General features: G+C 70.7%; 19 protein-coding genes. 10 read left to right on the top strand and 9 right to left on the bottom strand.

The window, feature by feature from the left end; genetic code table 11:
• Positions 1 to 106: 106 nt before the first annotated feature.
• Positions 107 to 2,818 carry a GH92 family glycosyl hydrolase gene (locus AB0M59_RS44030; RefSeq protein ID WP_364627676.1) on the bottom strand — a complete coding sequence of 904 codons (2,712 nt, stop codon included), beginning with the start codon at positions 2,816 to 2,818 and terminating at the stop codon, positions 107 to 109.
• Positions 2,819 to 3,186: 368 nt separating this feature from the next.
• On the bottom strand, positions 3,187 to 3,816 hold the full coding sequence (locus tag AB0M59_RS44025; RefSeq protein WP_364627674.1) for a YigZ family protein: 630 nt from the start codon (positions 3,814 to 3,816) through the stop codon (positions 3,187 to 3,189).
• 541 nt (positions 3,817 to 4,357) lie between these two features.
• Between AB0M59_RS44025 and gltB the strand changes: the two genes are divergently transcribed.
• Both gltB and AB0M59_RS44015 read left to right on the top strand, forming a co-directional pair.
• Complete coding sequence (gltB, locus tag AB0M59_RS44020) at positions 4,358 to 8,929, top strand: glutamate synthase large subunit (protein WP_364627672.1); 4,572 nt, start codon at positions 4,358 to 4,360, stop codon at positions 8,927 to 8,929.
• Positions 8,922 to 10,373, top strand: coding sequence for a glutamate synthase subunit beta (locus AB0M59_RS44015; protein ID WP_364627670.1), 1,452 nt, complete (start codon positions 8,922 to 8,924; stop codon positions 10,371 to 10,373). Before gltB ends, AB0M59_RS44015 begins: the two co-directional genes overlap by 8 nt.
• Positions 10,374 to 10,429: 56 nt before the next feature.
• Here the strand turns inward: AB0M59_RS44015 and AB0M59_RS44010 are convergent, their stop codons facing one another.
• On the bottom strand, positions 10,430 to 11,302 hold the full coding sequence (locus tag AB0M59_RS44010) for an SDR family oxidoreductase (RefSeq protein ID WP_364627668.1): 873 nt from the start codon (positions 11,300 to 11,302) through the stop codon (positions 10,430 to 10,432).
• A gap of 82 nt (positions 11,303 to 11,384) precedes the next feature.
• Between AB0M59_RS44010 and AB0M59_RS44005 the strand changes: the two genes are divergently transcribed.
• On the top strand, positions 11,385 to 11,957 hold the full coding sequence (locus AB0M59_RS44005) for a helix-turn-helix domain-containing protein (protein ID WP_364627667.1): 573 nt from the start codon (positions 11,385 to 11,387) through the stop codon (positions 11,955 to 11,957).
• A 9-nt stretch (positions 11,958 to 11,966) separates the two neighbouring features.
• Here the strand turns inward: AB0M59_RS44005 and AB0M59_RS44000 are convergent, their stop codons facing one another.
• From AB0M59_RS44000 to AB0M59_RS43990, 3 genes are all read right to left on the bottom strand, one after another.
• Positions 11,967 to 12,266 (bottom strand): hypothetical protein, encoded by a 300-nt coding sequence (locus AB0M59_RS44000; protein WP_364627665.1) that lies wholly within the window; start codon positions 12,264 to 12,266, stop codon positions 11,967 to 11,969.
• A gap of 22 nt (positions 12,267 to 12,288) precedes the next feature.
• On the bottom strand, positions 12,289 to 13,185 hold the full coding sequence (locus tag AB0M59_RS43995) for a hypothetical protein (protein ID WP_364627661.1): 897 nt from the start codon (positions 13,183 to 13,185) through the stop codon (positions 12,289 to 12,291).
• Between the two features lie 131 nt (positions 13,186 to 13,316).
• Entirely contained in the window at positions 13,317 to 14,303 is a 987-nt protein-coding gene (locus AB0M59_RS43990; protein ID WP_364627660.1) for a helix-turn-helix domain-containing protein, read from the bottom strand.
• Positions 14,304 to 14,570: 267 nt separating this feature from the next.
• Between AB0M59_RS43990 and AB0M59_RS43985 the strand changes: the two genes are divergently transcribed.
• Positions 14,571 to 15,206, top strand: coding sequence for an RICIN domain-containing protein (locus tag AB0M59_RS43985; protein WP_364627658.1), 636 nt, complete (start codon positions 14,571 to 14,573; stop codon positions 15,204 to 15,206).
• A gap of 209 nt (positions 15,207 to 15,415) precedes the next feature.
• On the top strand, positions 15,416 to 16,813 hold the full coding sequence (locus tag AB0M59_RS43980) for a Dyp-type peroxidase (RefSeq protein WP_364627656.1): 1,398 nt from the start codon (positions 15,416 to 15,418) through the stop codon (positions 16,811 to 16,813).
• Positions 16,814 to 16,900: 87 nt separating this feature from the next.
• On the opposite strand, the gene AB0M59_RS43975 is transcribed toward AB0M59_RS43980, so the two are convergent.
• Positions 16,901 to 17,800, bottom strand: a complete 900-nt coding sequence (locus AB0M59_RS43975) for an ROK family protein (RefSeq protein WP_364627679.1) — start codon at positions 17,798 to 17,800, stop codon at positions 16,901 to 16,903.
• A 197-nt stretch (positions 17,801 to 17,997) separates the two neighbouring features.
• Between AB0M59_RS43975 and AB0M59_RS43970 the strand changes: the two genes are divergently transcribed.
• From AB0M59_RS43970 to AB0M59_RS43960, 3 genes are read left to right on the top strand one after another with little or no spacing between them, the layout of a single operon-like run.
• Positions 17,998 to 18,207 (top strand): CbtB-domain containing protein, encoded by a 210-nt coding sequence (locus AB0M59_RS43970; protein ID WP_286002977.1) that lies wholly within the window; start codon positions 17,998 to 18,000, stop codon positions 18,205 to 18,207.
• Between the two features lie 18 nt (positions 18,208 to 18,225).
• On the top strand, positions 18,226 to 18,978 hold the full coding sequence (locus AB0M59_RS43965) for a CbtA family protein (protein WP_364627654.1): 753 nt from the start codon (positions 18,226 to 18,228) through the stop codon (positions 18,976 to 18,978).
• 54 nt (positions 18,979 to 19,032) lie between these two features.
• The gene (locus tag AB0M59_RS43960; RefSeq protein WP_364627653.1) at positions 19,033 to 19,668 is read left to right on the top strand and encodes a septum formation family protein; all 636 of its coding nucleotides are present in this window, start codon (positions 19,033 to 19,035) and stop codon (positions 19,666 to 19,668) included.
• 3 nt (positions 19,669 to 19,671) lie between these two features.
• Here the strand turns inward: AB0M59_RS43960 and AB0M59_RS43955 are convergent, their stop codons facing one another.
• Both AB0M59_RS43955 and AB0M59_RS43950 read right to left on the bottom strand, forming a co-directional pair.
• Positions 19,672 to 21,153: a cobyric acid synthase gene (locus AB0M59_RS43955; RefSeq protein WP_364627651.1), complete on the bottom strand. Its 1,482-nt coding sequence runs from the start codon at positions 21,151 to 21,153 to the stop codon at positions 19,672 to 19,674.
• A complete protein-coding gene (locus tag AB0M59_RS43950; RefSeq protein ID WP_364627649.1) occupies positions 21,150 to 22,238 on the bottom strand; it encodes a cobalamin biosynthesis protein in 1,089 nt (362 codons plus the stop codon). Before AB0M59_RS43950 ends, AB0M59_RS43955 begins: the two co-directional genes overlap by 4 nt.
• Before the next feature lie 36 nt (positions 22,239 to 22,274).
• Here AB0M59_RS43950 and AB0M59_RS43945 point away from each other — a divergent pair, with 36 nt between their 5' ends.
• Positions 22,275 to 22,916: a bifunctional adenosylcobinamide kinase/adenosylcobinamide-phosphate guanylyltransferase gene (locus AB0M59_RS43945; protein ID WP_364627647.1), complete on the top strand. Its 642-nt coding sequence runs from the start codon at positions 22,275 to 22,277 to the stop codon at positions 22,914 to 22,916.
• A gap of 13 nt (positions 22,917 to 22,929) precedes the next feature.
• Positions 22,930 to 23,943, top strand: a complete 1,014-nt coding sequence (gene cobT / locus AB0M59_RS43940; RefSeq protein ID WP_364627646.1) for a nicotinate-nucleotide--dimethylbenzimidazole phosphoribosyltransferase — start codon at positions 22,930 to 22,932, stop codon at positions 23,941 to 23,943.
• The last annotated feature ends 156 nt before the right edge of the window (positions 23,944 to 24,099 follow it).

Genomic DNA, 24,099 nt, shown 5'->3' with positions numbered 1-24,099 from the left:
GTCTTTCCCGATCTCGACGCTGGAACTCGCGCACTGGACCGGGTCGTGGACGACGAACGCGGGCCAGTACCGGGTCTAACACTGTTTCTCACTCACGACCGGTGGGTCAGCGGTAGACCTCGAACTCGTAGATCCGCGCCGCGCCGTTGCCGTCGTTGGCCGGGGTGGTGAGGTTCAGCTTCACGTACCGGGCCGATCGGGTTGCGATCGGGTGGTACGTGCGGCTGGCCCGGGAGCCGGTCACCGACGCGACGGTCGTCCACGTCGAACCATCGGTCGACGTCTGGATCGTGAACGCGCCGGTGTTCCAGCCGGTGGTCTCACCGCCGAGGCCGGCGTGCTTCACCACGAACGACGACACGTTCTGCGCCGACCCGAGGTCGACCTGGAGGAACTTCGTCGCGGCGGTGCTGCAGAACTTGCTGTTGTTCGCCAGACTGCCGTCGACCGCGTTGGCCGCGCCCTCGGACGAGGCGCACGCCGCCGAGCCCGTCGCAGCCTTGCCCTGCGCCAGGTTCGTGCCGAGGTCCGGCGCCGCGGGCGGCGGCGTGAACCCGTCGTTGTACGACGGCGGGACGTCCGCCGCGTTCGTGCCCCAGGCGCTCGGCGACGAGCCCATCGTGTAGTTCAGCGTCGATGCGCCCGCGATGTCGCCGTAGCGGATCCACGACTTGGTCGTCGAAGTCCCGTTGACGCTGAGGCTCTGCACGTACTGCGCGCCCTGGCCCGCGCCGGTGCCGGTGATCTGGATCGTCCCGCTCGGGCGGACGATCGAGACCGACGGGAACAGCGGGCCGTGCAGCGCCAGCACGTCCGCACCCGGCGTCGCCGGGTACATGCCCAGCGCGGCGAAGACGTACCACGCCGACGTCGCGCCGAGGTCGTCGTTGCCGGGCTCGCCGCCCGCACCGGTGGTGAACGACTCGTTCATCACGCGCCGCACCGCCGAGCTGGTGCCCTGCGGGTGGGCGGCGTAGTTGTACGCCCACGGCACGCCGTGCTCGGGCTCGTTGCCGATGTAGAAGTACGGCTGGGTGAGGCCACCGTTGAGCTGCGTGAAGTGGTGGTCCAGCCGCTGGACGGCGGTCTTGCTGCCGCCCATCAGGTTGATCAGGCCCTGGTAGTTGTACGGCACCATCCACGTGTACTGCGACGGGTTGCCTTCGGTGTAGCCGCTGTTGCTCGACGGCACGACCGGCCAGGCCCACGTGCCGGTGCTGCCGCGCGGCTGGACGTAACCCGAGTCGGGGCCGAAGACGTTCTGCCACCACTGGGCGCGCTGCATGTAGGTGGTGTACTTCGTCGCGTCGCCGACGGCCTTCGCGAACTGCGCGACGGCGAAGTCCGACGCCGAGTACTCGAGCGAGTCCGACGGGTCCTCGGTGACGTAGTGGCGGCTGACGTACCCGGACTGGCGGCCGCGGATCGACTGGCCCTGCGCGGTACCGCCGTTGGAGCTCTTGTCCATCAGCGTCAGCGCCGCCGCCGTGTCGAAGCCCCGGACGCCGAACGCGTACATGCTGCCCACGACGATCGGCCCGGGGTCACCGGTCATCACGAAGTGCTCGTTGTTGTTGTGCGACCACTTGGGCAGCAGCCCGCCCTGCTGGCCGTCCAGCACCATCGACTTGGCTATGTCGCTCGCTTCGGCCGGCGCGACCAGCCCGATCAGCGCGGCCCACGACCGGTAGATGTCCCAGCCGGAGTAGTTCTGGTAGACCGTGTGCGTCGCGGTGTGGATCGCCTGGTCGAACCCGCGGTACTGCCCGTTCGTGTCGCTGGCGATGTTCGGGTTCTGGAACACGTGGTACAGCGCCGTGTAGAACTTCTGCAGGTCCGCGGCCGCACCCCCGGTCACCTGGACGCGGTTGAGGATCGTGTTCCAGCTCGTGTCGGCCGCGGCGCGGGTCGCGGCGAAGTCGAAGCCGGGGTTCTCGGCGGTGAGGTTCGCCTGCGCGTTGGCCAGGCTGACGAACGAGATGCCGACCTTCGCCTGCACGGTGGTGTTGCTCGAGGTGTCGAAGGTGACGTAGCCGCCGGAGTTCGTGCCGCTGGTGCCGGCGGACCCGGCGCTCACGGTCCCGCCGAGCCAGGTGCCGAACCCGCTGGGCGCGCGGTCGAACTGGATGACGTAGAAGATCTGGTAGGTCTTCGACGAGCCGCAGAAACCGCCGCCGGTCACCGCTCCGGTGAGCTGACTGCCGCTGATGCTGATCGACCCGGTGCGGTTCCCGGTGGCGCTGCGACCGGTGTTGACCAGCAGCCGCGCGGACGTCGTGTTCGGGTACGTCAGTTTCATGAAGCCGGAGCGTTTGGTGGCGGACAGTTCGACGGTGGTGTTGTAGTTGTCGAGCTTGTTCTTGTAGTAGCCGGGCGCGGCCGACTCGTTCGCCTTCGTGTAGCGGCCGGCGTATCCCGTCCAGCCGGTGCCCGGCGAAGTGCCGATGGCGCCGGTGATCGGCAGCAGGCCGAGGTCTTCGTTGTTGGGGCAGCCGGCGCCGTTGAAGTGGGTCAGGCTGAACTCTTCGATGCTGGTGTCGCTGTAGCGGTAACCCGACGGCGACCCGGTCGGGGTGTCCGGGCTGAACTGCGTCATGCCGAACGGCACGGCGGCACCCGGGTACGTGCTGCCGCCGGCGCCGCCGGGCACGGGGTTCGGGGAGTTGCTGTTGTCCGTGCCGATGAAGGGATTCACGTACTGCGTAAGGGCCAGCGTGGCCGCGCCCGCCGGTGCGGCGGACAGCGCGGTGAGGCCCGCGCCCACGAGGACCGCGGCGAGCAAAGCTCCGCGCAGCCGTCTGGCGAGTGGTCCGGACATGGAACCTTCCCTCCTTGTCGCACGCTTCCGCCGGGCGACAACGTTGTCGGACAAGCGTTTCTGACAACGTTGTCAATTCGGCGCGAGCCGCGTCGACGACGTTGTGGCGATCGAAGTGGTACCGGAACTCGGTGGCACGACATGGTGCCACGGCCGGACTCGTTCGCGGAAGCACCAAAAGTCCGTTGTGCGCCAACCGGTTCCGGCACCGAACCACTCGGGCACCTTGGTCCACCCCGGGCTCCGCCGTGATCGAAGCCGGAACTCGCGTGATCAGAACCGGAACCGGCGTGATTGAGGCCGGAACTCGCGAGTTCCGGCTTCAATCACGCGAGTCCCGTGTCCAGTCACGCGAGTCACGTCCCTGATCACCGGCCGGAGGTCACCCAGTGGTCGCCGAGTTCGGTCGTCGTGGCTTCGCCGTTGGTCAAGTCCGCGAGCCGGCTCTCGAAAGCCGGCACCTCGTCCGGCGCCAACCCGATTTCGAAGTGGGCCAGAGCGTCGAAGCGGGTCGCGTGGATCACGTACGACTCCCTCAGGTCGTTCTCCAGCCGGCCCGCGCGGTCGTAACTCACCGCCACTTCCACGAGCCTGAGACGCCGGTGTTCTAGTACACCAACCACTTCCAGTGCGTCCGAAACGGACTGACCGTACGCGCGGATCAGTCCGCCCGCCCCGAGCAGCACTCCCCCGAAGTAGCGCGTCACCACGGCGACCGTGTCCGTCAGTTCGCGACGCCGCAGCACCTCCAGCATCGGCGTGCCCGCGGTACCCGCCGGCTCACCGTCGTCGCTGGACCGCCGAGTCCGCCCATCAGGCCCCAAAACGAACGCGTGACAGTGGTGCCGCGCGCCCGGTTCGGCGCGCCGGCGGGCCGCGATGAACTCGCGCGCGGCCTCCTCCGACGTCACCGGAGCCAGCGCGCAGAGGAACCGGGAGCGCTTGATCTCGATCTCGTGGACCCCCGAACGAGCCACGGAGAGATAACGATCAGTCATCGGACGCGTCCGCCATGCACCCAGCTTGCCACCTCGGAAGGGGGCCGCAACACGTGGCCCAGGCCACTTGGGACAGACGTTTCCGCAGGTCAAGAGCCTCGCAGACCGAAAAATGGGAGTTCCAGCCCGGCATATGGGACTACCCCGGGCCCCGTCAACGCAAGCGTGGCATTTCCCACCCGAGGGCAACGACGTATGTCGATAACAGCGAATTCACACTATCGTCATAAGACCCGGCGAACCCGGGAGTAACACCGCGCGCTCCGGCTGACCCCCACCACAGTGGTCTGTCTGTGCGCGCACGCAGGACCGACATGTTCGGCTGCCCAGCGTTGTGCGGCCTCCCAGATGACCCGCGTCCGGTTCCCGAGCATCGACGCTCGGCCGGTACCTCACGGCATCTTGCACTTCGACAACGCCGACAACAGCAACTGTTCTCGACTGACCATCGCGGTACCGGACCACTTCGTTAACCGGTTCAGCTCGAACCACTCGATGAGGTGAGTACCGGTCGCGCCAACGCCTTGGGAGGCGGCCAGCCGTGACCCACCGTGCCCGTTCCCTGCCCCCCGCGGGGCAGCAGCTCAGCAACGCCGAGGCCGAGGGCCTCTACCGGAGCGACTACGAACACGACGCCTGCGGTGTCGCCTTCGTCGCCGACCTGACCGGCCGCCGAGATCACGCGATCGTCGCGAAGGCCCTGGTCGCGTTGCGCAACCTGGAACATCGCGGGGCGCGGGGCGCCGAACCGGACACCGGCGACGGCGCCGGACTGCTGATCCAGGTCCCCGACGAGTTCTACCGCGACGTCGTGGACTTCGAGCTCCCCGAGCCGGGCACCTACGCCGTCGGCACCGCTTTCCTGCCGCAGGACGAAAAGCGCCGCGGCCGGGCAATGACGACCATCGAGCGCATCGCCGCCGAGGAGGACATGCGCGTCCTCGGCTGGCGCGAGCTGCCGGTGCACACCGAGCACTGCGGGCCGACCGCCGCCGAGACCATGCCGCACTTCACGCAGCTGTTCCTCACCGCGCGCCGCCCGAAGCCGGAGCACTCGGACCCGCTGCACATCGAGCGCAGCGCGTTCTGCGTCCGCAAGCGCGCCGAGCACGAGCTCGTCGAGGAAGACGTCTACTTCCCGAGCCTCTCCTCGCGCACGATCGTCTACAAAGGAATGCTCACCGAGGGCCAGGTCGAGCGGTTCTTCGCCGACCTCACCGACGAGCGCGTCACCAGCGCCATCGGCCTCGTGCACTCCCGCTTCTCCACCAACACCTTCCCGTCGTGGCCGCTCGCGCACCCGTACCGGTACGTCGCGCACAACGGCGAGATCAACACCTTGCGCGGCAACCGCAACTGGATGGACGCCCGCGAAGCCCTCCTCGAAACCGACCTGGTCCCGGGCGACCTCAAGCGGATCTACCCGGTGATCACGCGCGGCGCCAGCGACTCGGCGTCGTTCGACGAAGTCCTGGAGCTGCTCCACCTGGGCGGCCGCTCGCTGCCGCACGCGGTTCTCATGATGATCCCCGAAGCCTGGGAGAATCACCAGGAAATGGACCCGGCGCGACGCGCCTTCTACGAGTTCCACTCGACGCTGATGGAGCCGTGGGACGGTCCGGCGCTCGTCGCCTTCACCGACGGCAGCCAGATCGGGGCGGTGCTCGACCGCAACGGCCTGCGCCCCGGGCGCTACTGGGTGACCGACGACGGCCTCGTCGTGCTCGCCTCCGAGGTCGGCGTGCTCGACATCGACCCGGCGACGATCGTCCGGAAGGGACGCCTCGAGCCCGGCCGGATGTTCCTCGTGGACACCGCCGAGGGCCGGATCGTCGAGGACGACGAGGTCAAGACCGAACTGGCCACCGCGCACCCCTACGACGAGTGGGTCGAGGCCGGCCTGCTGCAGCTCGAAGACCTGCCCGAGCGCGACCGGGAAGTGCCGCTGCACGCCGCGCTCGTCCGCCGCCAGCAGGCGTTCGGCTACACCGAGGAAGAGCTCGAAACCATCCTCGAGCCGATGGCCCGCACCGGCGCGGAGCCGATTGGCTCGATGGGCAACGACTCGCCGATCGCGACGCTGTCCAGCCGGCCGCGGCTGATCTTCGACTACTTCATCCAGCTGTTCGCCCAGGTGACCAACCCGCCGCTGGACGCCATCCGCGAGGAGCTCGTCACCGCGCTCGGCACCCAGATCGGCGCCGAGCCGAACCTCCTGCACGGCGACGCCGCGAGCTGCCGCCGGATCGCGCTGCCGTTCCCGGTGCTCGACAACGACCAGCTCGCCAAGCTGGTGCACGTCAACGACGACGGCGACCTGCCGGAGTTCCAGGCGGTCACCGTGCTCGGCCGCTACAACGTCCACGGCGGCGGCGAAGCGCTGGTCCAGCGCCTCGACGAGATCCGCGCGGAGGTGTCGGAGGCGATCGAAGACGGCGCGCGGCTGATCGTGCTGTCCGACCGCGGCGTCGACGAGCACCACGCGCCGATCCCCTCGCTGCTGCTGACCGGCGCGGTGCACCACCACCTCGTCCGCGAGAAGACGCGCACGCAGGTCGGCCTCATCGTCGAGGCCGGCGACGCGCGCGAGGTGCACCACATCGCCCTGCTCATCGGCTACGGCGTCGCCGCGGTGAACCCGTACCTGGCGATGGCGACCGTCGAGGAGATGGCCCACCAGGGCCTGATCCCGGGCGTGACGCCGAAGGAAGCGACGTACAACCTGATCAAGGCGCTCGGCAAGGGCGTCCGCAAGACGATGTCCAAGATGGGTGTCTCGACCGTCGCGTCCTACACCGGCGCGCAGATCTTCGAGGCGATCGGGCTCGGCGAAGAGGTCGTCGAGAACTGCTTCACCGGCACGACGTCCCGTCTCGGCGGCGTCGGCTTCGAAACCCTCGCCGAAGAAGTGGCGAAGCGGCACACCTACGCCTTCCCGGCCGACGGTGTCCGCCCCGCCCACCGCGAGCTCGAGACCGGCGCGGACTACCAGTGGCGGCGCGAAGGCGAGCCGCACCTGTTCAACCCGCAGACGGTGTTCAAGCTGCAGCACTCCACGCGGTCCGGGAAGTACGACGTCTTCAAGGAGTACACGAAGTCCGTCGACGACCAGGCCGAGAAGCTGCTGACGCTGCGCGGGCTGTTCGACTTCAAGTACGGCAAGCGCGCACCGGTGCCGATCGAGGAGGTCGAACCGGTCTCCGAGATCGTCAAGCGGTTCGCCACCGGCGCCATCTCGTACGGCTCGATCTCGATGGAGATGCACCAGACCCTCGCCATCGCGATGAACCGCCTCGGCGGTAAGTCCAACACCGGCGAGGGCGGCGAAGACGCGGAGCGCCTCTACGACCCGGAGCGCCGAAGCGCCGTCAAGCAGGTCGCGTCGGGCCGCTTCGGCGTCACGAGCGAGTACCTCGTCAACGCCGACGACATCCAGATCAAGATGGCGCAGGGCGCGAAGCCCGGCGAAGGCGGGCAGCTGCCCGGCGCGAAGGTGTACCCGTGGATCGCGAAGACGCGGTTCTCGACGCCGGGCGTCGGCCTCATCTCCCCGCCGCCGCACCACGACATCTACTCGATCGAGGATCTCGCCCAGCTGATCCACGACCTGAAGAACGCCAACCCGAAGGCCCGCATCCACGTGAAGCTGGTCTCCGAAGTCGGCGTCGGCACGGTCGCGGCGGGCGTCTCGAAGGCGCACGCCGACGTCGTGCTCATCTCCGGTCACGACGGCGGGACGGGCGCGTCGCCGCTGTCGTCCATCAAGCACGCGGGCGGCCCGTGGGAGCTCGGCCTGGCCGAGACGCAGCAGACGCTGCTGGCCAACCGGCTGCGCGACCGGATCGTCGTGCAGACCGACGGCCAGCTCAAGACCGGGCGTGACGTCATCGTCGCGGCGCTGCTCGGCGCCGAGGAGTTCGGCTTCGCGACCGCGCCGCTGGTGGTGTCGGGCTGCATCATGATGCGCGTCTGCCACCTCGACACGTGCCCGGTGGGCGTCGCGACGCAGAACCCGAAGCTGCGCGAGAAGTTCAACGGCAAGGCCGAGTACGTCGTCAACTTCTTCGAGTTCATCGCCCAGGAAGTGCGCGAGTACCTGGCGGAGCTGGGCTTCCGGTCGATCGCCGAGGCCGTCGGGCACGCCGAGTTCCTCGACAAGCGCAAGGCCGTCGAGCACTGGAAGGCGGCCGGGCTGGACCTGTCGCCGATCTTCCACGTGCCCGAGATGGCCCCCGCCGGGCTGCGCCTGCAGCAGACACTGCAGGACCACGGGCTCGAAAAGGCGCTCGACAACACGCTGATCCAGCTGGCCGAGGGTGCGTTGAACTCCGGCGACAAGGTGCGGCTGGAACTCCCGGTCCGCAACGTGAACCGGACGGTCGGCACGATGCTCGGCTCGGAGCTGACCCGGCGATGGGGTGGTGAAGGCCTGCCCGACGACACCATCGACGTCACCTTCACCGGGACCGCCGGCCAGTCGTTCGGCGCGTTCGTGCCCAAGGGCATCACGCTGCGGCTCTACGGCGACGGCAACGACTACGTCGGCAAGGGCCTCTCCGGCGGCCGGCTGATCGTGCGCCCGTCGAAGGACGCGCGGATCCCCGCCGAGGACCACATCATCGCCGGCAACGTGATCGCCTACGGCGCCACCAGCGGCGAGATCTTCATCCGCGGCAAGGTCGGCGAGCGGTTCTGCGTGCGCAACTCGGGCGCGCTGGCCGTCGTCGAAGGCGTCGGCGACCACGGCGGCGAGTACATGACCGGCGGCCGGATGGTCGTGCTCGGCCCGATCGGGCGCAACTTCGCGGCCGGCATGTCCGGCGGCATCGCCTACGTGCTGGACCTGCCCGCGCACCGCGTCAACCCGGAGATGGTCGACATCGACCCGCTCGACTCCGAGGACGCGGACTTCCTGCGCGAGACGCTGGAAAAGCACTACGACGAAACGGAGTCCGCGGTCGCGCGGGAACTGCTGGCCGACTGGGACGCGGGTGTCGACCGCTTCGGGAAGGTCATGCCCAAGGACTACAAGCGCGTGCTCGCCGCTCAGGTTCAGGCCGAGCGGGATGGGCGCGACGTGAACGAGGCGATCATGGAGGCCGCACATGGCTGACCCCAAGGGCTTTCTGACCACCACCCGCGAAGAGCCGACGCGGCGTCCCGTGGACCTGCGGCTGATGGACTGGCGAGAGGTCTACGAGGACTTCGCGTCGACGAAGCTGGAGAAGCAGGCCGGCCGCTGCATGGACTGCGGCATCCCGTTCTGCCACCAGGGCTGCCCGCTCGGGAACCTCATCCCCGAGTGGAACACCCTGGTGTGGCGGGAAGACTGGCGCCAGGCCATCGAACGGCTGCACGCGACGAACAACTTCCCGGAGTTCACCGGCACCCTGTGCCCGGCGCCGTGCGAAACCGCGTGCGTGCTCGGGATCAACGACGACCCGGTGACGATCAAGCGCGTCGAGATCTCCATCGTCGACCGCGCCTTCGAAGAGGGCTGGGTGACGCCGCAGCCGCCTTCCACGAAGACGGGCAAGAAGGTCGCCGTCGTCGGGTCGGGGCCGTCGGGACTCGCCGCGGCGCAGCAGCTCACGCGCGCGGGCCACAGCGTCGTGGTCCTCGAGCGGGCCGACAAGATCGGCGGGCTGCTGCGCTACGGCATCCCCGAGTTCAAGATGGAGAAGCACCGCCTCGACCGCCGTCTCGCGCAGATGGAGGCCGAGGGCACGGAGTTCCGCACGTCGGTGAACGTCGGGGTGGATCTTTCCGCCGACGAGCTGCGGTCGTCCTACGACGCGGTCGTGCTCGCGGGCGGGGCCACCGACTGGCGTGACCTGCCGATCACCGGCCGTGAGCTGGACGGCATCCACCAGGCGATGGAGTTCCTGCCGCCGGCCAACCGGGTCGCGTCCGGTGACCTTTCCGAGTCCCCGTATTCGGCCGAGGGCCTGGACGTCGTCGTCATCGGCGGCGGCGACACGGGTGCGGACTGCGTCGGGACGTCGCACCGCCAGGGCGCTCGTTCGGTGACGCAGCTCGAGATCATGCCCAAGCCGCCGGAGGCCCGCTCCGACGCCCACCCGTGGCCGACGTACCCGATGATCTACCGGGTGTCCTCGGCGCACGAAGAGGGCGGCGAGCGGATGTACGCCGTGAACACGCAGGAGTTCCTGGGTGACGCGGATGGCCGCGTGCGGGCGCTGAAGCTCGTCGAGGTGCGCAACGAGGGCGGCAAGTTCGTCCCGGTCGACGGGTCCGAGCGCGAGCTGCCCGCCCAGCTCGTCCTGCTGGCGATGGGCTTCCTCGGGCCGCAGAAGAAGGGCCTCATCGAGGACCTGGGCGTCGAGCTGGACCCGCGCGGCAACGTGGCCCGCGACAAGGCGTTCAAGACGAGCCTGGACAACGTGTTCGTGGCCGGCGACATGGGCCGCGGCCAGTCCCTGATCGTCTGGGCGATCGCGGAGGGCCGCAGCGCCGCGGCCGGCGTGGACGCCTACCTGACCGGGCGCGAGGTCCTGCCCCGCCCGATCGCGCCGACGGACCGGCCGATCGCGTAAGACCCGGCGCCGGCGGAGGTGTCACTGTCGCCACCTCCGCCGGCGCTGTCCCACTTTCAGTCGTAATAACCGTTTTCGAGGTCGTCGAGCAGTCCCGGGTGTTCCGGCCGCCAGCCGACCAGCTCCCGCGTCTCGTCCGCGGATGCCGGCTGGTCGATCGCCAGCAGCGCGCCGAGGAAGCCGAGGTCGTCGGCCTCGACGGACGTGACGGGCAGGCCGAGCCGGCGGCCGACCACCTCTGCGACGTCGCGAATGGCCACGCCCTCGTCGCCGACCGCGTGCAGCACCGAGCCCGCGGGCGCCTGCTCCAGCGCCAGGCGGAACAGGTGGGCCGCGTCCAGGACGTGCACCGCCGGCCAGCGGGCCGTCCCGTCGCCGACGTAGGCCGCGATGCCCTTCTGCTTCCCCGCGGCGATGAGCCGCGTGATGAGCCCGTGGGCGTCCCCTTCGCCGTGCACCGACCGCGGCAGCCGGACGACCGACGCGCGGACGCCGCTCTCCGCCGTCTTCACGACGGCACGGGCGTTGTCCATCCGGCCCGCCACCAGGCCGAAGCCGGCGGGGTCGTCCCGCTCGGTCGCCACGCCCCCGGGCACCGAGGGCGTCCCCGAGGCGGCCACCAGCACCTTGCCTTCGAGCACGGCGGCCATGGCTTCGACGGCGGCCGCGTCGGTCCGGATCGCGGCGTCCATCCGGCTGAAGTCGTGGCCGAAGGCGAGGTGGACGACGGCGTCGGCGTCCGCGGCGCCCTTCGCGAGCGTCTCGAGGTCGTCCAGGTCACCCCGGAGCACCTCGGCACCCATTCTTTCGACGGTCGCCGCGGAGGCGTCCGACCGGGCGAGGCCGACGACCTGGTGGCCGGCCTCGAGCAATTCGGGCACGAGGGCGGAGCCGATCCAGCCGCTGGCCCCGGTGACGAAGACACGCATGAGAACCTCCTTGTGATGACACCTGGTGCCATCAACGTAGCACGTATGACGACACCGGGTGTCATCGCTTAAGCTGGGAGGCATGAGCCGGTGGGAACCGAACGCACGCGAGCGGCTGGTGCGCGCCGCGGTGGAGTCGTTCCTCGAGCGCGGCTACGACGAGGTGACGGTCGCGGAGATCACCGAGCGCGCCGGACTGACGAAGCGGACGTTCTTCCGGCACTTCGCCGACAAGCGCGAGGTGCTGTTCGCCGGCCAGGACATCCTGAGCCGCACGTTCGCGGAGGCGATCGCCGCGGCCCCGGCGTCGGCCACCCCGATCGAGGCGATCTCGGCCGCGCTGACGGCCACGGAGACGGCGTTCGGCCCGGACCACCGCGAGTTCGCGCGCAAGGTCCAAGCGGTGGTCGCGAACCACAGCGACCTCCGCGAGCGCGAGCTGCTCAAGCGGGCGAAGCTCCGGGCCGCGATGGCCGACGCGCTGCGAGCGCGCGGCATCCCCGACCCGGCGGCGAGCCTGGCCGCCGAGATCGGCGGCCTGGCGTTCACGACGGGCTTCGCGCGGTGGGTGGACCCGGCGAACGAACGGGGCTTCGGCGAAGTGGCCCGGGAAGCCCTGTCGGAACTCGTCGAGGCCACGGCCACGCTCGGCTGAGGAACCGCGTCACCGGGTCTGGTCTTCGTTCTGCCGGTCGTCGTTCCGCTGTTCACCGGACTCGCGGTTTCTCGAGACGGCCTGCACCACGAGGTAGCCCGCCGCGGCGAAGGGGATCACGAAGATGATCCACGGGAAGTAGAAGGTCCCGCTCGTCTGGTTGGCGACGTAGATCGCGTAGCCGATCAGGAATGCTCCGCTGACGACGGCCCAGAACCGTTCGGACGCCTTGATCCTGGGCGCGAAGGCGACCCCGGCCATGACGATGCCGCTGAGCAGGCTGAAAACTTCGTAAGCGCTCCAGTTCATGACAATTCCTTTCTCGGGTGGTTCACCGGGGCAGGGTGCTGCCCTTCGGTCCGTGGCTGTGGGAAACGAGCTTGGCGAAGCAGTGGTCGGCATCGAGGTGCTCGGCGACGCACCACTCGTTCGCGGCCGCACCGGTGGGGAACGACGTGTTCGCGACCGTGACCCAGAAGTCGCCCTTGGTGTAGCTCGTGTAGTCGCCGGACCAGAGCAGCAGCGCCGACGGGTACGACTGCCGGGTCGTCGTGAAGTCGGCCCAGATCGCGCGGTGGTCGTAGGTCGTCCCGTCCGCCACCAGGCCGTAGTTCTTCGACGACAGCTGCGGAACCCACTTGTCCGCCAGGGCTTCCACCTGGGCCCGGTCCGTGTCCACTTGCTGCTGGAGCGTGGTCTGGGCGGACGTCTCGTCACCAGCCGAGGTCGCGGTCGGCGGGGACGACGTCGGCGGCTCGGTGTACGGCTGGGTGTACGGCGCGGCCGCGGATGTCGTGGGATCCGGATAGCCGTAGCCGCCGTAACTCCCGTAACCACCGTTCGCCCGGGTGCTCCCGCCGCCGGTCTCCGCGTAGCTCGTCGTCCCGATGCCGAGCGGGTGCCCGCAGACCTTCGCGGTCTCGGACGTGGCCCGCTCCAGCTCGAAGTTGTCGGTCTCGTCGGCATCGGAAATCCGGTCCAGCGCGGAGGCGTCGGCGCTCAATCCGCCCCCCTGGTACCGGTCGGCCAGGTCGGCCAGATCGCCGGCGCTGGAGAAAACGGCGTTGTCGAAAATGCCGTTCGCGCTCATCAGATCTTTTCCCAGCTCGTCGAATCCGGTGCACAATGCCCGCCGGTCCACCGGACCGGTGGCGCAGCCCGCGAACCCGGCCGCGCCGATGACGACAGCGGTGGCCAGCACGGCCAGCCGCGATGTTCTCTGGTTCATCTCCGTCTCCCGCCTTCTCAGGGCGAAAGTCGGCGGCCGCGGGAATTCCGCTACCGGATCCGGTGGAACTGACGTGGAAATGGCCGGTAACCGAATGCACGGAAGCGCGGCAAAAGGTGATTCGCCACCGGTCAGCTGTCCAGGAGAGCGCTTCCCAATGGGGTGAGCGAATGCAGGACGGTGTTCCGCTCCCGGTGCGTGATGATCAGCCCGGCGCGCCGCAGCACCGTGGTGTGCTTGCTGACCGCCGACGGCGTGACCCCCAGCCGCGCCGCCAGCTCGGATGTCGAGCAGCCCACAGCCAAGACGGTCAGCGCCGCCGCGCGGGTCGGGCCCAGCAGGTCCGCCAGCGCCTTGCCGGACGCCTTGCGCGCCCCGCGGCCGAAGCCCGCCGGCGGCGCGGCCTGGCGGACGCACGGGTAGTGCAGCCGCGGCGTGCCGCCCGGGGCCGCCGGGACCAACGCCGGGTACACCGAGAAGTACGTCGGCACCAACAGGAGCCCGGTGCCCTCCGAGGGGACCGTGCCCGGGATCCGGTCGTCGGTCTCCAGGACCGGCGCTTCCCAGCGCACCAGCGGGCGGAGGCCGGTCAGCAGCGCGTCGACGCCGCCGTGGAGCAGCAGCTGCGTGCGCATCCCGAGGTCGGCGTCCACCTGGCCGGACACCGTGTCCCAGCCCGGGGCGAGCGCGAGCTCGTGGTAGTCGCGCATGACCTGGACCAATCGCGGCAAGCCTGCGGTGTCGCCGTCGGCGAGCGCGGCGGCCCACGCCGGAAGGTCGTGGTCGGCCGGCGCCGTGCGCAGCGTCGTCTTCAGGCTCAGCGGTTCCGTCTTCAGCACCGCCGTGAGCCCGGACTCCAGCTCGTAGCGCCCCGCCGCGGGCAGCAGGAACCCCGGGATCGGCGCGTCCGGCCGGCAGAGCCACATCAGCACCGCGGCCGAGTCGGGCAGGCTCTGCCACACGCGGTAGCGCCACCGGTTGAACGCCGCCGAAGCCGCCGCGCGGCCGCCGTCGCGCCGTTGCAGGACCTGCAGGCTCGCGGCGAGCTCGCCCATCGGGTCGGCCGCGGCCGCGAGCCCGACGCGGACGAGATCCGGCAACGTCAGCTCGATGCGCAACGTGCTCCCCCCGGTGTCTGCCCCTCTATCGGCGCCGGTTCCGTTCCGTTACACGCCTGACGTGCGTTTTGGCCCCTCGCGGAAATCACCTCGACGACGACGGAACCGCACTGAATGATGGTTTCGGAGACCGCTTTCGGGGGTTTGACGGTCTTGACGAGGGGGATTCGCCGGCACGTCCACGCGCCGGGTCCGTGGTGGCCCGGGGCCGGTTCGCGCCTGCCTTCTTCCTTCGTGACCACGGGTGAACCGACGAAAAGGGGAACGATGACGAAGATGAAGCGGCTGATGGTGACGGTCGCCGCGGCGGCGGGCCTGTTCGGCCTGGTGGCCGTTCCGCAGGCCGGCGCGGCCCCGGCCGACGGCAAGGGGGACGGCAAGGTCGTGTCGATCGGCGACCTGAAGCTGCGGCCGTCCAAGGTCGCCGGTGCCGCGAAGCAGCGCTCCACCAACGGAATGGCCGCGGAAGCCGTCGACCCGGGCCCGTACCTGCTGGAGTCCGCGGGCTTCGGGCGCTGCTGGGACGCCGACACCAACACCATCAACGCCAACGGCACGAAGATGCAGCTGTGGGACTGCAACGAGTACGCGCCGAACCAGGCGTTCTGGCTCTCGCAGAACCCCGAGGGCTACTACCGCTTCCAGAACTACCAGAGCGGCCGGTACCTCGACGCCGACTCGAACTCGATCGGCGGGAACGGCACCAAGGTCCAGCTGTGGGACTTCGTGGCGGGCGGCCAGAACCAGTGGTGGACCCTCACCGCGATCCCCGAGGGCTACCTGCGCCTGCAGACCCCGGCGAGCCCGCGCTACCTGACCGCCGAGGGGTCGGTCGGGGCCAACGGCACGCGGCTGCAGCTGTGGGACTTCATCGCGGGCGGCCAGTCGCAGTGGTGGTACTGATCCGTTAGCGGCGAACGCGGGTCCCGGTCCGGGGCCCGCGTTTCGCTTCGGCGCTCAACTTAATCTTTCGTGTGAATCCGGGGAAGTCGGTGGCACGCGGGGCAAGGTCCCGGCAACCTGGGTTTCAGGGGGCACGGCCGGCGAGGGGGAGCTTCGGCCGGCCGTGCACCGCCGTCAGGCGGATCGTTCACACGGGAGGGGAGCCCGAAATGAGTATCGACCTGTCCACCACGCTGTCCTGGACCACCGCGACCGGGGACGCCGAGGTGATGCTCGGCGAACTGCAGCCGAACATCCTCAAGGCCCACGTCCGCGACCACCTTTCCGCACTGCTGCTGACTTTCGGCGACCCAGCGGAGACGCGGGCGTTCCTGGTCTCGGTCACCGGGACGATGAAGTCGGCCAAGGCCCACCTCGACGAGGTCGGCGCGTTCAAGGACGCCGGCGCGGCGGGCACGCCGTACGTCGGTGTCGGGCTCACGGCAGCCGGCTACCGCGCCCTCGGCGTCGAGAACTTCCCGCAGGACGAAGCATTCGTGCGCGGAATGGCGGCACCGGAGACGCGGCGGAAGCTGAACGACCCGCCGCGCTCGACGTTCGATCCGGGCTACCACGGGGAAGTCCACGCCGTCGTGCTCGTCGGCGACGCCACGGACAAGGCGATGGCCGCGCGGCGCAACGAAATCCTGGGCCTGCTGCCCGATTCCGTCACCGTGCTCGCGGAGGAGACTGGCCTCGGGCGCGTCAACGCGCGCGGCGAAGGCATCGAGCACTTCGGGTACGTCGACGGCCGGAGCCAGCCGCTGTTCCTCACCGAGGACGTCGACGCGGAGAAGAACAACACCGACGGCATCAACGTGTGGAACCCGGCGGCACCGCTGTCGCAGGTGCTGGTACCGGACACCGCGGCGCCCGATCCGGCCGTGCACTTCGGCAGCTACTTCGTTTTCCGCAAGCTGGAACAGAACGTGCGACGGTTCAAGCAGGCGGAGGCGGACCTGGCCGACACGCTCGGTCTGACCGGCGACGACCGGGAGCGCGCGGGCGCGATGATCATCGGCCGGTTCGAGGACGGCACGCCGTTGACCACCCAGCGCGAAGACGGCGCGGAAAGCCCGGTGTCGAACAACTTCACCTTCGACAGCGACCGCGCGGCGCTGAAGTGCCCGTTCCAGGCACACATCCGCAAGACGAACCCACGCGGGTCCGGCGGCGCCGAGGAGCCGGCCGGCGAGCGTCTGCACCTGATGGCGCGGCGAGGTGTCACCTACGGCGAACGGCCGGACGACCCGAACGCCGACGTCCCACCGGCGGCGCGGCCGAGCGGCGGGGTCGGGCTGCTGTTCATGGCGTTCAACTCGGTGCTGGGCAACCAGTTCGAGTTCACGCAGGCGGTCTGGGCGGACAACCCGGGCTTCCCGATCGTCGACGACGTCACGCCGGGGCTGGACCCGGTGATCGGGCAGGGCGAGCGCGGGACGTCGGACTACACGGTCGAATGGGGCGGGTCGGCGCAGCGCACGGCCGATCCGGTGCCGCAGTCGGTGACCTTGCGGGGCGGTGAGTACTTCTTCATGCCGTCGCTGGCTTTCCTGCGCGCCCTCTGACCACCTTTGTCGTCCGGTTGAAGTCCGTGAACGGCACATTGAGGGACTTGAAGTCCCTCAATGTGCCATTCACGGACTCGGGCAGGTTCAGGCCGGATCGAGCAAGTCCAGGGCCAGCAGCCCCGCCCCCAGCCGTCCGGCCTCATCACCCAGCTTCGCGATCCGCAGCTCCGGCATCCGCTGGAAAGTCAGATGCGAAGCCAGCCACTCCCGCACCGGCTCCAGCACATAATCCGCCGCCGTGAACAGGCCGCCCCCGAGGATGATCACTTCCGGTCCCAGCAGCGTCAGCAGCGTCCGGATGCCGTGGCCCAGACCGTCGAGCGCGTCCTGGACCACCGCCACCGCGACCTCGTCACCGCGGCGGGCCAGCTCGACCACCTCGCGAGCGCCGTCGGCCGCGCGGCCCGTGCGTTCCGTGTAGCGGCGGGCGATCGCCGCCGCCGAGGAAATCGCCTCCAGGCAGCCGATCGCGCCGCAGCCGCACTTGCCCGGGTGGCCCACGTCGATGTGTCCGACCTCGCCGGCCTGCCCGTGCGCGCGGTGGATCCGGCCGTCGAGCAGCAGCGCGGCCGCGATCCCGGTGCCGACCGGGATGAACGCCGCGTTCGTCGCGCCCTGCCCCGCGCCCACGCGGAACTCGGCGATGCCGCCCGCGGTGACGTCGTGCCCGAACGCCACCGGCAGCCCGAGCCGCCCCTCCAGCAGCTCGCCGAAGTGGACCTCGCGCCAGTCGAGGTTGGCCGAGAAGTGGCAGACGCGGGTCTCCTCGTCGACGATCCCGGGCACGACCACGCCGACCGCGGCGGGCAGGTCCGTCCCCGCCTGCTCCGCCAGCGCGGCCACGATGTCCCCCACTTGCGCGGCCAAGGCCGTGCCGTCCGCGCTGCGCGCCGTCTCCGCGCGCAGCGTCGCCTTGGGCTGGAGCTGCTCGTCCAGCAGTGCCGCCTTGATCGTCGTCCCGCCCACATCGAGGGCCGCCACCATTCGAGTCACCGCGGCATTGTCACATTGACGCGGCCCAAACGGCGGACCTACGCTCAACCGGCCAGACGAGGAGATTCCGGAACGCGGTGCAAGTCCGCGCGGTCGCGCCACTGTGACCCCCGACCAGGGGGAAGCCAGACCCGGATCCCTTCGTGCAGACCCCGATGAGGCCGCGAAAGCCCGAGGAGGCCACGCTCATGTCCCACACGGCAGCTCCCGCCGTTCCGCTCCCGATCCGCATCCCGATCCGTGAGATCGTGCCGTGGGCGGTGTTCGTGGTGCTCCTGGCCCTGATCGCGCTGTACTTCGTGAGCGCCGAACAGGGCGCGACCGCGGTGTTCGCGAACATGTACGTCCACGAGTTCGTGCACGACGGCCGGCACCTGCTGGCCTTCCCCTGCCACTGATCGGCGGCACGTACTCCCATGATGAAGACCTTGCTGGTCCGCGGCATGCTCGCGGGTCTGATCGCCGGTGTGCTCGCGTTCGGGTTCGCCTACGCCTTCGGTGAGCCGTCGGTCAACGCCGCCATCGGGCTCGAGGAGTCCGGCGGCCACACCCATTCCCACGATGCGGGCGCCGCGCCCGCTGAAGAACACGAGGAAGAGCTCGTCCCGCGGGACATCCAGAGCACCGTCGGGCTGCTCGCCGGCGTCGTGGTCTACGGCGTCGCGATCGGCGGCCTGCTCTCGCTCGCCTTCGCGTTCGCCCAGGGCCGGCTCGGCAACCTCCGCCCCCGCGTGACAGCGTTGCTGCTCACCGGCGGCGCGTTCGCCGTGGTGTTCCTCGTCCCGTTCCTGAAGTACCCGGCCAACCCGCCGGCGGTGGGCCAGCCGGGCACGATCGGCTCGCGCACCGAGCTGTACTTCGGGTTCGTCGCGGTGTCGCTGCTGGCGGGCATCCTCGCGACGGTGTTCGGCCGCAAGCTCGCGGACCGCTTCGGCGCGTGGAACGGCTTCCTCCTGGCCGCGGCGGGCTACCTCGTCGTGATCGGCGTGGTGGCCTGGCTGATGCCGGCGGTCGACGAGGTCCCGGCGGACTTCCCGGCCTCGACGCTGTGGAGCTTCCGCACGGCTTCGATCGGCACCCAGGTGACGCTGTGGCTGGCGCTGGGCCTGGCGTTCGGCGCCTTCGCGGAGAAGTCGCTGACCAAGAAGGCCGCCGTCGCCGCTTCGTGATCTCGGCCCTCTAGGATTTCCCCGCCGGGTCGGGGGATTCCGGAGGGGACCCCTTTGTTCGACGAGACGCGCTCGACGCTGTCCAGCCACGACCAGACGACGGTCCGCGGACCCGTCGAGTCCCCCGGGACCGACGGGTTCGCGATCACGGCGTTCGTCATGGGGCTGCTCGGAGTGGTCCCGCTCGCCCTCGGCTTCGGGACCCGCGCCCTGATCCGGATCGGCCGCAACGGCCGGGACGGCACCGGCCTGGCGATCGCCGGGCTGGTGCTCAGCGTGCTCTGGATCGGCGCCGGCTTGGTGGCGATCACGCCGCAGCACGCCACGCACGCGGCGACCGCCCCGGACTACATCGACGCCATGGCGATCGGCGACTGCCTGGACTCCGACGCGGACAACGCGCAGGTGATCCGGGTCGCCTGCGACCTGCCGCACGACGAGCAGATCGCCGCGCGGGTCGACGCCGGCAACGGGTACGAGACCTACCCGGGGCTCACCAAGCTGCAGGAGCCGGCGCAGGCCTTGTGCCGGATCGCGGCGGCCGCGTACTTCACCGAGGGCACCCCGCCGCCCAGCATCGAGTTCGCCGCGCACGTCCCGACCGAGTCGGCCTGGGACGCCGGGGCCCGGGCGGCGGTCTGCACCTTGCGGCAGATCAGCGGGAAGCTCACCGGGCCTGTCCGGCCCTGACGGCTAAGGCGCGCCGGGCGGGACGAACGGCAGGCCCGGCGGCGCACCCAGGTCCAGCAGGGTACGCAGCGCCGCGGTGTCCAGGTGCTCGTCGACGGCGTCGGCCAGCTTCTCCAGCATCTCTTCGCGCAGGTCGGCGAAGCCGGGAGCGTCCGCCGCCGGGGTCCACCCGACACCGGCCTGGGCTGCCGCTTCCGTGAGCCACGCGCGGCGGAAGGCGTCGTTCTCGAAGGCTCCGTGCCACATCGTGCCCCAGACCACGCCCCGGCGCACGCCGTCCAAAAAGGACTCATCGGGCGCCGACATAGTCACCGAGCCGTGGTGGATCTCGTACGCGTCGACGTGGTTGCCCCGCCACTCCCCCGACGGGCGGGCGAGCACCTTCTCCTCGGCGAACGTGACCCCCGCCGGCAGCAGGCCGAGACCCGGCACCTCGCCGGCCCCGGACTCGACGTCGTCCACAATGGACTCGGCAAGCATCTGGTAGCCGCCGCAGATGCCGAGCACCGGCCGCCCGGCCGCGGCGCGGGCCGCCACCGCCGTGTCGAGACCGCGGTCGCGCAGCCAGGCCAGGTCGTCCACGGTGGCGCGCGAGCCGGGCAGCACCACGACGTCCGCCGCCGCGACGGTGTCGGGATCGGCCGTGAGCGTCACGGTGACGCCGGGTTCGGCGGCGAGGGCGTCGACGTCGGTGGCGTTGGACGCGCGCGGGAAGCGCACGACGGCCACCTGCAGCCCCCGGCCGTGGGCCTCGCGGCGCCAGCCCGCGGCGGCGAGGGCGTCTTCGGAGTCGATCCAGACGCGGTCGAGCCACGGCAGCACGCCCAGGACCGGCCGGCCGGTCACCTTCTCGAGGCTGTCCAGGCCGGGCCGCAGCAGGCCGACATCGCCGCGGAACTTGTTGACGACCCAGCCCGCGACGAGCGCCTGGTCCTCGGCGGAGAGCAGGGCGAGGGTGCCGAACATGGCGGCCAGGACGCCCCCGCGGTCGATGTCGCCGACGACGAGCACGGGCAGTCCGAAGCGCCGCGCGAGCCCCAGGTTGACGTAGTCGCCGCCGCGCAGGTTGATCTCGGCGGGACTGCCGGCGCCTTCGCAGACGACGACGTCGTAGCGGGAGCTGAGGTCCTCGTAGGCCGCGAAGGCGATCTGGGCGAGCCCGGCCCGGCCGGTGGCGTACTCCCCGGCTTCGAGGGTCCCGAAGGGCTTGCCGAGCGCGACGACGTGACTGCGCCGATCACTGCCGGGCTTGAGCAGAACGGGATTCATGGCGGCTTCGGGCTCGACCCGGGCGGCGCGCGCCTGGAGCCACTGGGCGCGCCCGATCTCGGCACCGTCGGCACAGACCATGGAGTTGTTGGACATGTTCTGGGCTTTGAAGGGGGCAACGCGGATGCCCCGCCGGGCGAGCCACCGGCAGATCCCGGCGGTGACGAGGCTCTTCCCGGCATCAGAGGTGGTACCGGCGACGAGGAGGCCGCTCATCGGCCTGCCCCGGACTTGTCCACAGCCGGGCGCGTGCTGACGGAGTTGTCCACAGCCGGGCGCACGCCGGCCGAGTTGTCCACAGATCGCCGAACGGCCCTTCCGCCGGGGGTGGAGCCGATAAACTGGACAGGGGACGCCCCCCAGGGTGTGGCGGGGGCTGCGGCAGCGGCGATTATGGCCGCGGCCAGCCCGACCAGTCGCGACAACCGCACCGCTCTGCGCAGGTCGACGGGCTCCGGGTCGCGGCCCTCGCCGAGCCGGGCGCGGCTCTCCACCTCGCCGCCGTAGCTGTTCGTTCCGCCGAGCCGGATGTCCAGTGCTCCCGCGAACGCTGCCTCGACCTGCCCTGCGTTCGGACTTGGGTGCCGCCCGCCGTCGCGGCGCCAGACCCGCCACGCCTCCCGCGCGCGCCCACCCGCCAGCGGTGCGCACACCGCCGTGAGCGCTGCTCCGATCCGCGACGGCACCAGATTGACCACGTCGTCGGCCCGAGCGGCGGCCCACCCGAAGCGGCGGTAGCGCGGCGACCGGTATCCGACCATCGCGTCGAGCGTGTTCAGCGCGCGGTAGCCGAGTAGTCCGGGCATCCCGGCGACCGCGCCCCAGAACAACGGCGCGACCACGGCGTCCGAGGTGTTCTCGGCGATCGACTCGGTCGCCGCGCGGGTCAGCTCGGCGGAGTCGAGCGTCGTCGCGTCGCGCGCGCAAAGGTGCGAAAGCCGCGTACGCGCCGAAGGCACTTCGCCCGCTTCGAGCAAGCGGGCCATTTCGGCGCCTTCGGCGGCGAGGCCGCGTCCGCCGAGCACTACCCACGTAGAAGCAGCAGTGAGCGCGAAGCGTGCGAAGGGCCGTCGCCGCGTCGCCGTCTGAAGCGCGACGCCGAGGCCGACCGCGCCGAGGGCGCACAACCCCGCGTACGCGGCTCCGCGCGGCTTCGAGTCCGCCCACAGGACGCGTTCGAGGCGCGCGGCCGCCGATCCGAAGATCGCGACCGGGTGCCCCCGTCGGGGGTCGCCGAACAGGGTGTCGGCGGCATATCCGGTAACGAGTCCGGCAGCGGTTGTCCCTAGACGGAGTGGCACGTGGCGCACGGTAGCGCGTGCACCACAATGCCGGGTATGACTGTGCCCAACGCCGCCTCCGCGGGGAAGAAAGCGTCGGCGGGGCTGACCCACCGGCTCGCCGGATATCTCGAGACCCTGGCGCGCGCCCTTCGCCGGTACGGCCGCGACGAAGGCAAGGTGCTGGTCCTCGGTGGCGTCCGCTCGGGGAAGTCGCGGCACGCCGAGCGGCTCGTCGCCCACTACCCGCACCTCGTCTACGTCGCGCCCGGCCTCCCCGCCGGCGACGACGACCCGGAATGGGCCGCGCGGGTGGCCGCGCACCAGGCGCGGCGGCCGTCGCACTGGAAGACCGTCGAGACCACGGACTTGGCGGGCACCCTTCGCAAGGCGACCGAGCCGCTGCTGATCGACTGCCTCGGCACCTGGCTGTCCCGAGTGCTGGAAGACGTCGGGGCTTGGCAGCAGAAGCCGGGCTGGGAGCACCGGCTGGACGACCGGCTGGAGGACTTCCTGGCCGCGTGGGCCGCGGCGCGCGTGCCGGTGGTCGCGGTCAGCAACGAGGTCGGCAGCGGTGTGGTGCCCGCAACGTCGTCCGGACGGCTGTTCCGTGATGTGCTGGGCGCACTGAACAACCGGGTGTCCGCCGACGCCGACCGGGTCGTGCTGGTCGTCGCGGGCCGGGCGCTCGACCTGTAGCCAGGAGGCGCCCGTGTTCGACGTACCCGTGCCCGACCCCGCCGCCCGCGCCGCCGCGCTGGAGCGGCTCGACGGCCTGGTCAAGCCGCTCGGCGCGCTCGGCAGGCTGGAGGAGATCGCCGCCTGGCTGGCGGCGGCGCACGGGAGCGTGCCGCCGCGCCCGCTGGACGACGTCCGCGTGGTCGTCTTCGCGGGCGACCACGGCGTGTCGGCGCTCTCGGCGTACCCACGCGAGGTGACCGCGGCGATGGTGCGGGTGTTCCTGGCCGGCAAGAGCGGCGTGAACGTCCTGGCGGCGCAGGTCGGCGCGAAGGTCCGGGTGGCCGACCTCGGCGTCGACTGGGACGGCGCGGACGTCCCCGCCTCCGTCACGGCGCACAAGATCCGCCGCGGGTCGGGCTCGATCGACGTCGAGGACGCCCTTTCGCCGGGAGAAGCGCAGGCGGCGTTCGACGCGGGCCGCGCGATCGCCCGCGAGGAAGGCGACGCCGACCTGCTGGTCCCGGGCGACATGGGGATCGGCAACACGGCGATGTGCGCGGCGTTGGTGGCGGCAACGCTGGGCCTGCCGGCGGCCGAGGTGGTCGGCAGGGGAACGGGCGTCGACGCTTCCGGTCTGGCTCGCAAGACGGAGGCGGTCGCGGCGGCTCTGACGCGGACTTCGGGCCGCGTGGAGGACCCGTTCGAGCGTCTGACGGCGCTGGGCAGTGCGTGCGTGGCGGCGACGACGGGGTTCCTGGTCGAGGCGGCGCTGCTGCGGATCCCGGTGCTGCTGGACGGGGTGTTCTCGGGTGCGGCCGCCCTGGTCGCGCGGGACATCGCGCCGGGGGCGGAGCAGTGGTGGCTGGCCGGGCACCGCTCGACGGAGCCTTCGCAGGCGTTCGCGCTGAAGGCGCTGGGGTTGGAGCCGATCCTGGACTTCGGGCTGCGGCTCGGGGAAGGGAGTGGGGCGGTCCAGGCCGTCCCGACGCTCCGGGCGGCGCGGGCGATCATCGCGGACATGGGCCTGCTGGCGGACCTCGCGTGAGCGGTGGGCCCGAGCGCCCCAAGGTGGCCTTCGGTGCGTTGGGTGCAACCAAGGGGCCCTTCGGTGCGTTCAGCGCACCCAAGGCGGCCTTCGGTGCGTCTGGCACAACGAATGTGGCCTTCGGCGCGCCCAACGCATCCAAAGTGGCCTTCGGCG

Origin of the sequence: Amycolatopsis sp. NPDC051371, assembly GCF_040682155.1 — a bacterium.
Taxonomy (GTDB): Bacteria; Actinomycetota; Actinomycetes; order Mycobacteriales; family Pseudonocardiaceae; genus Amycolatopsis.
Note: the sequence above shows the minus strand (reverse complement) of the source record. Positions and strands in the feature narration are given on the sequence as shown.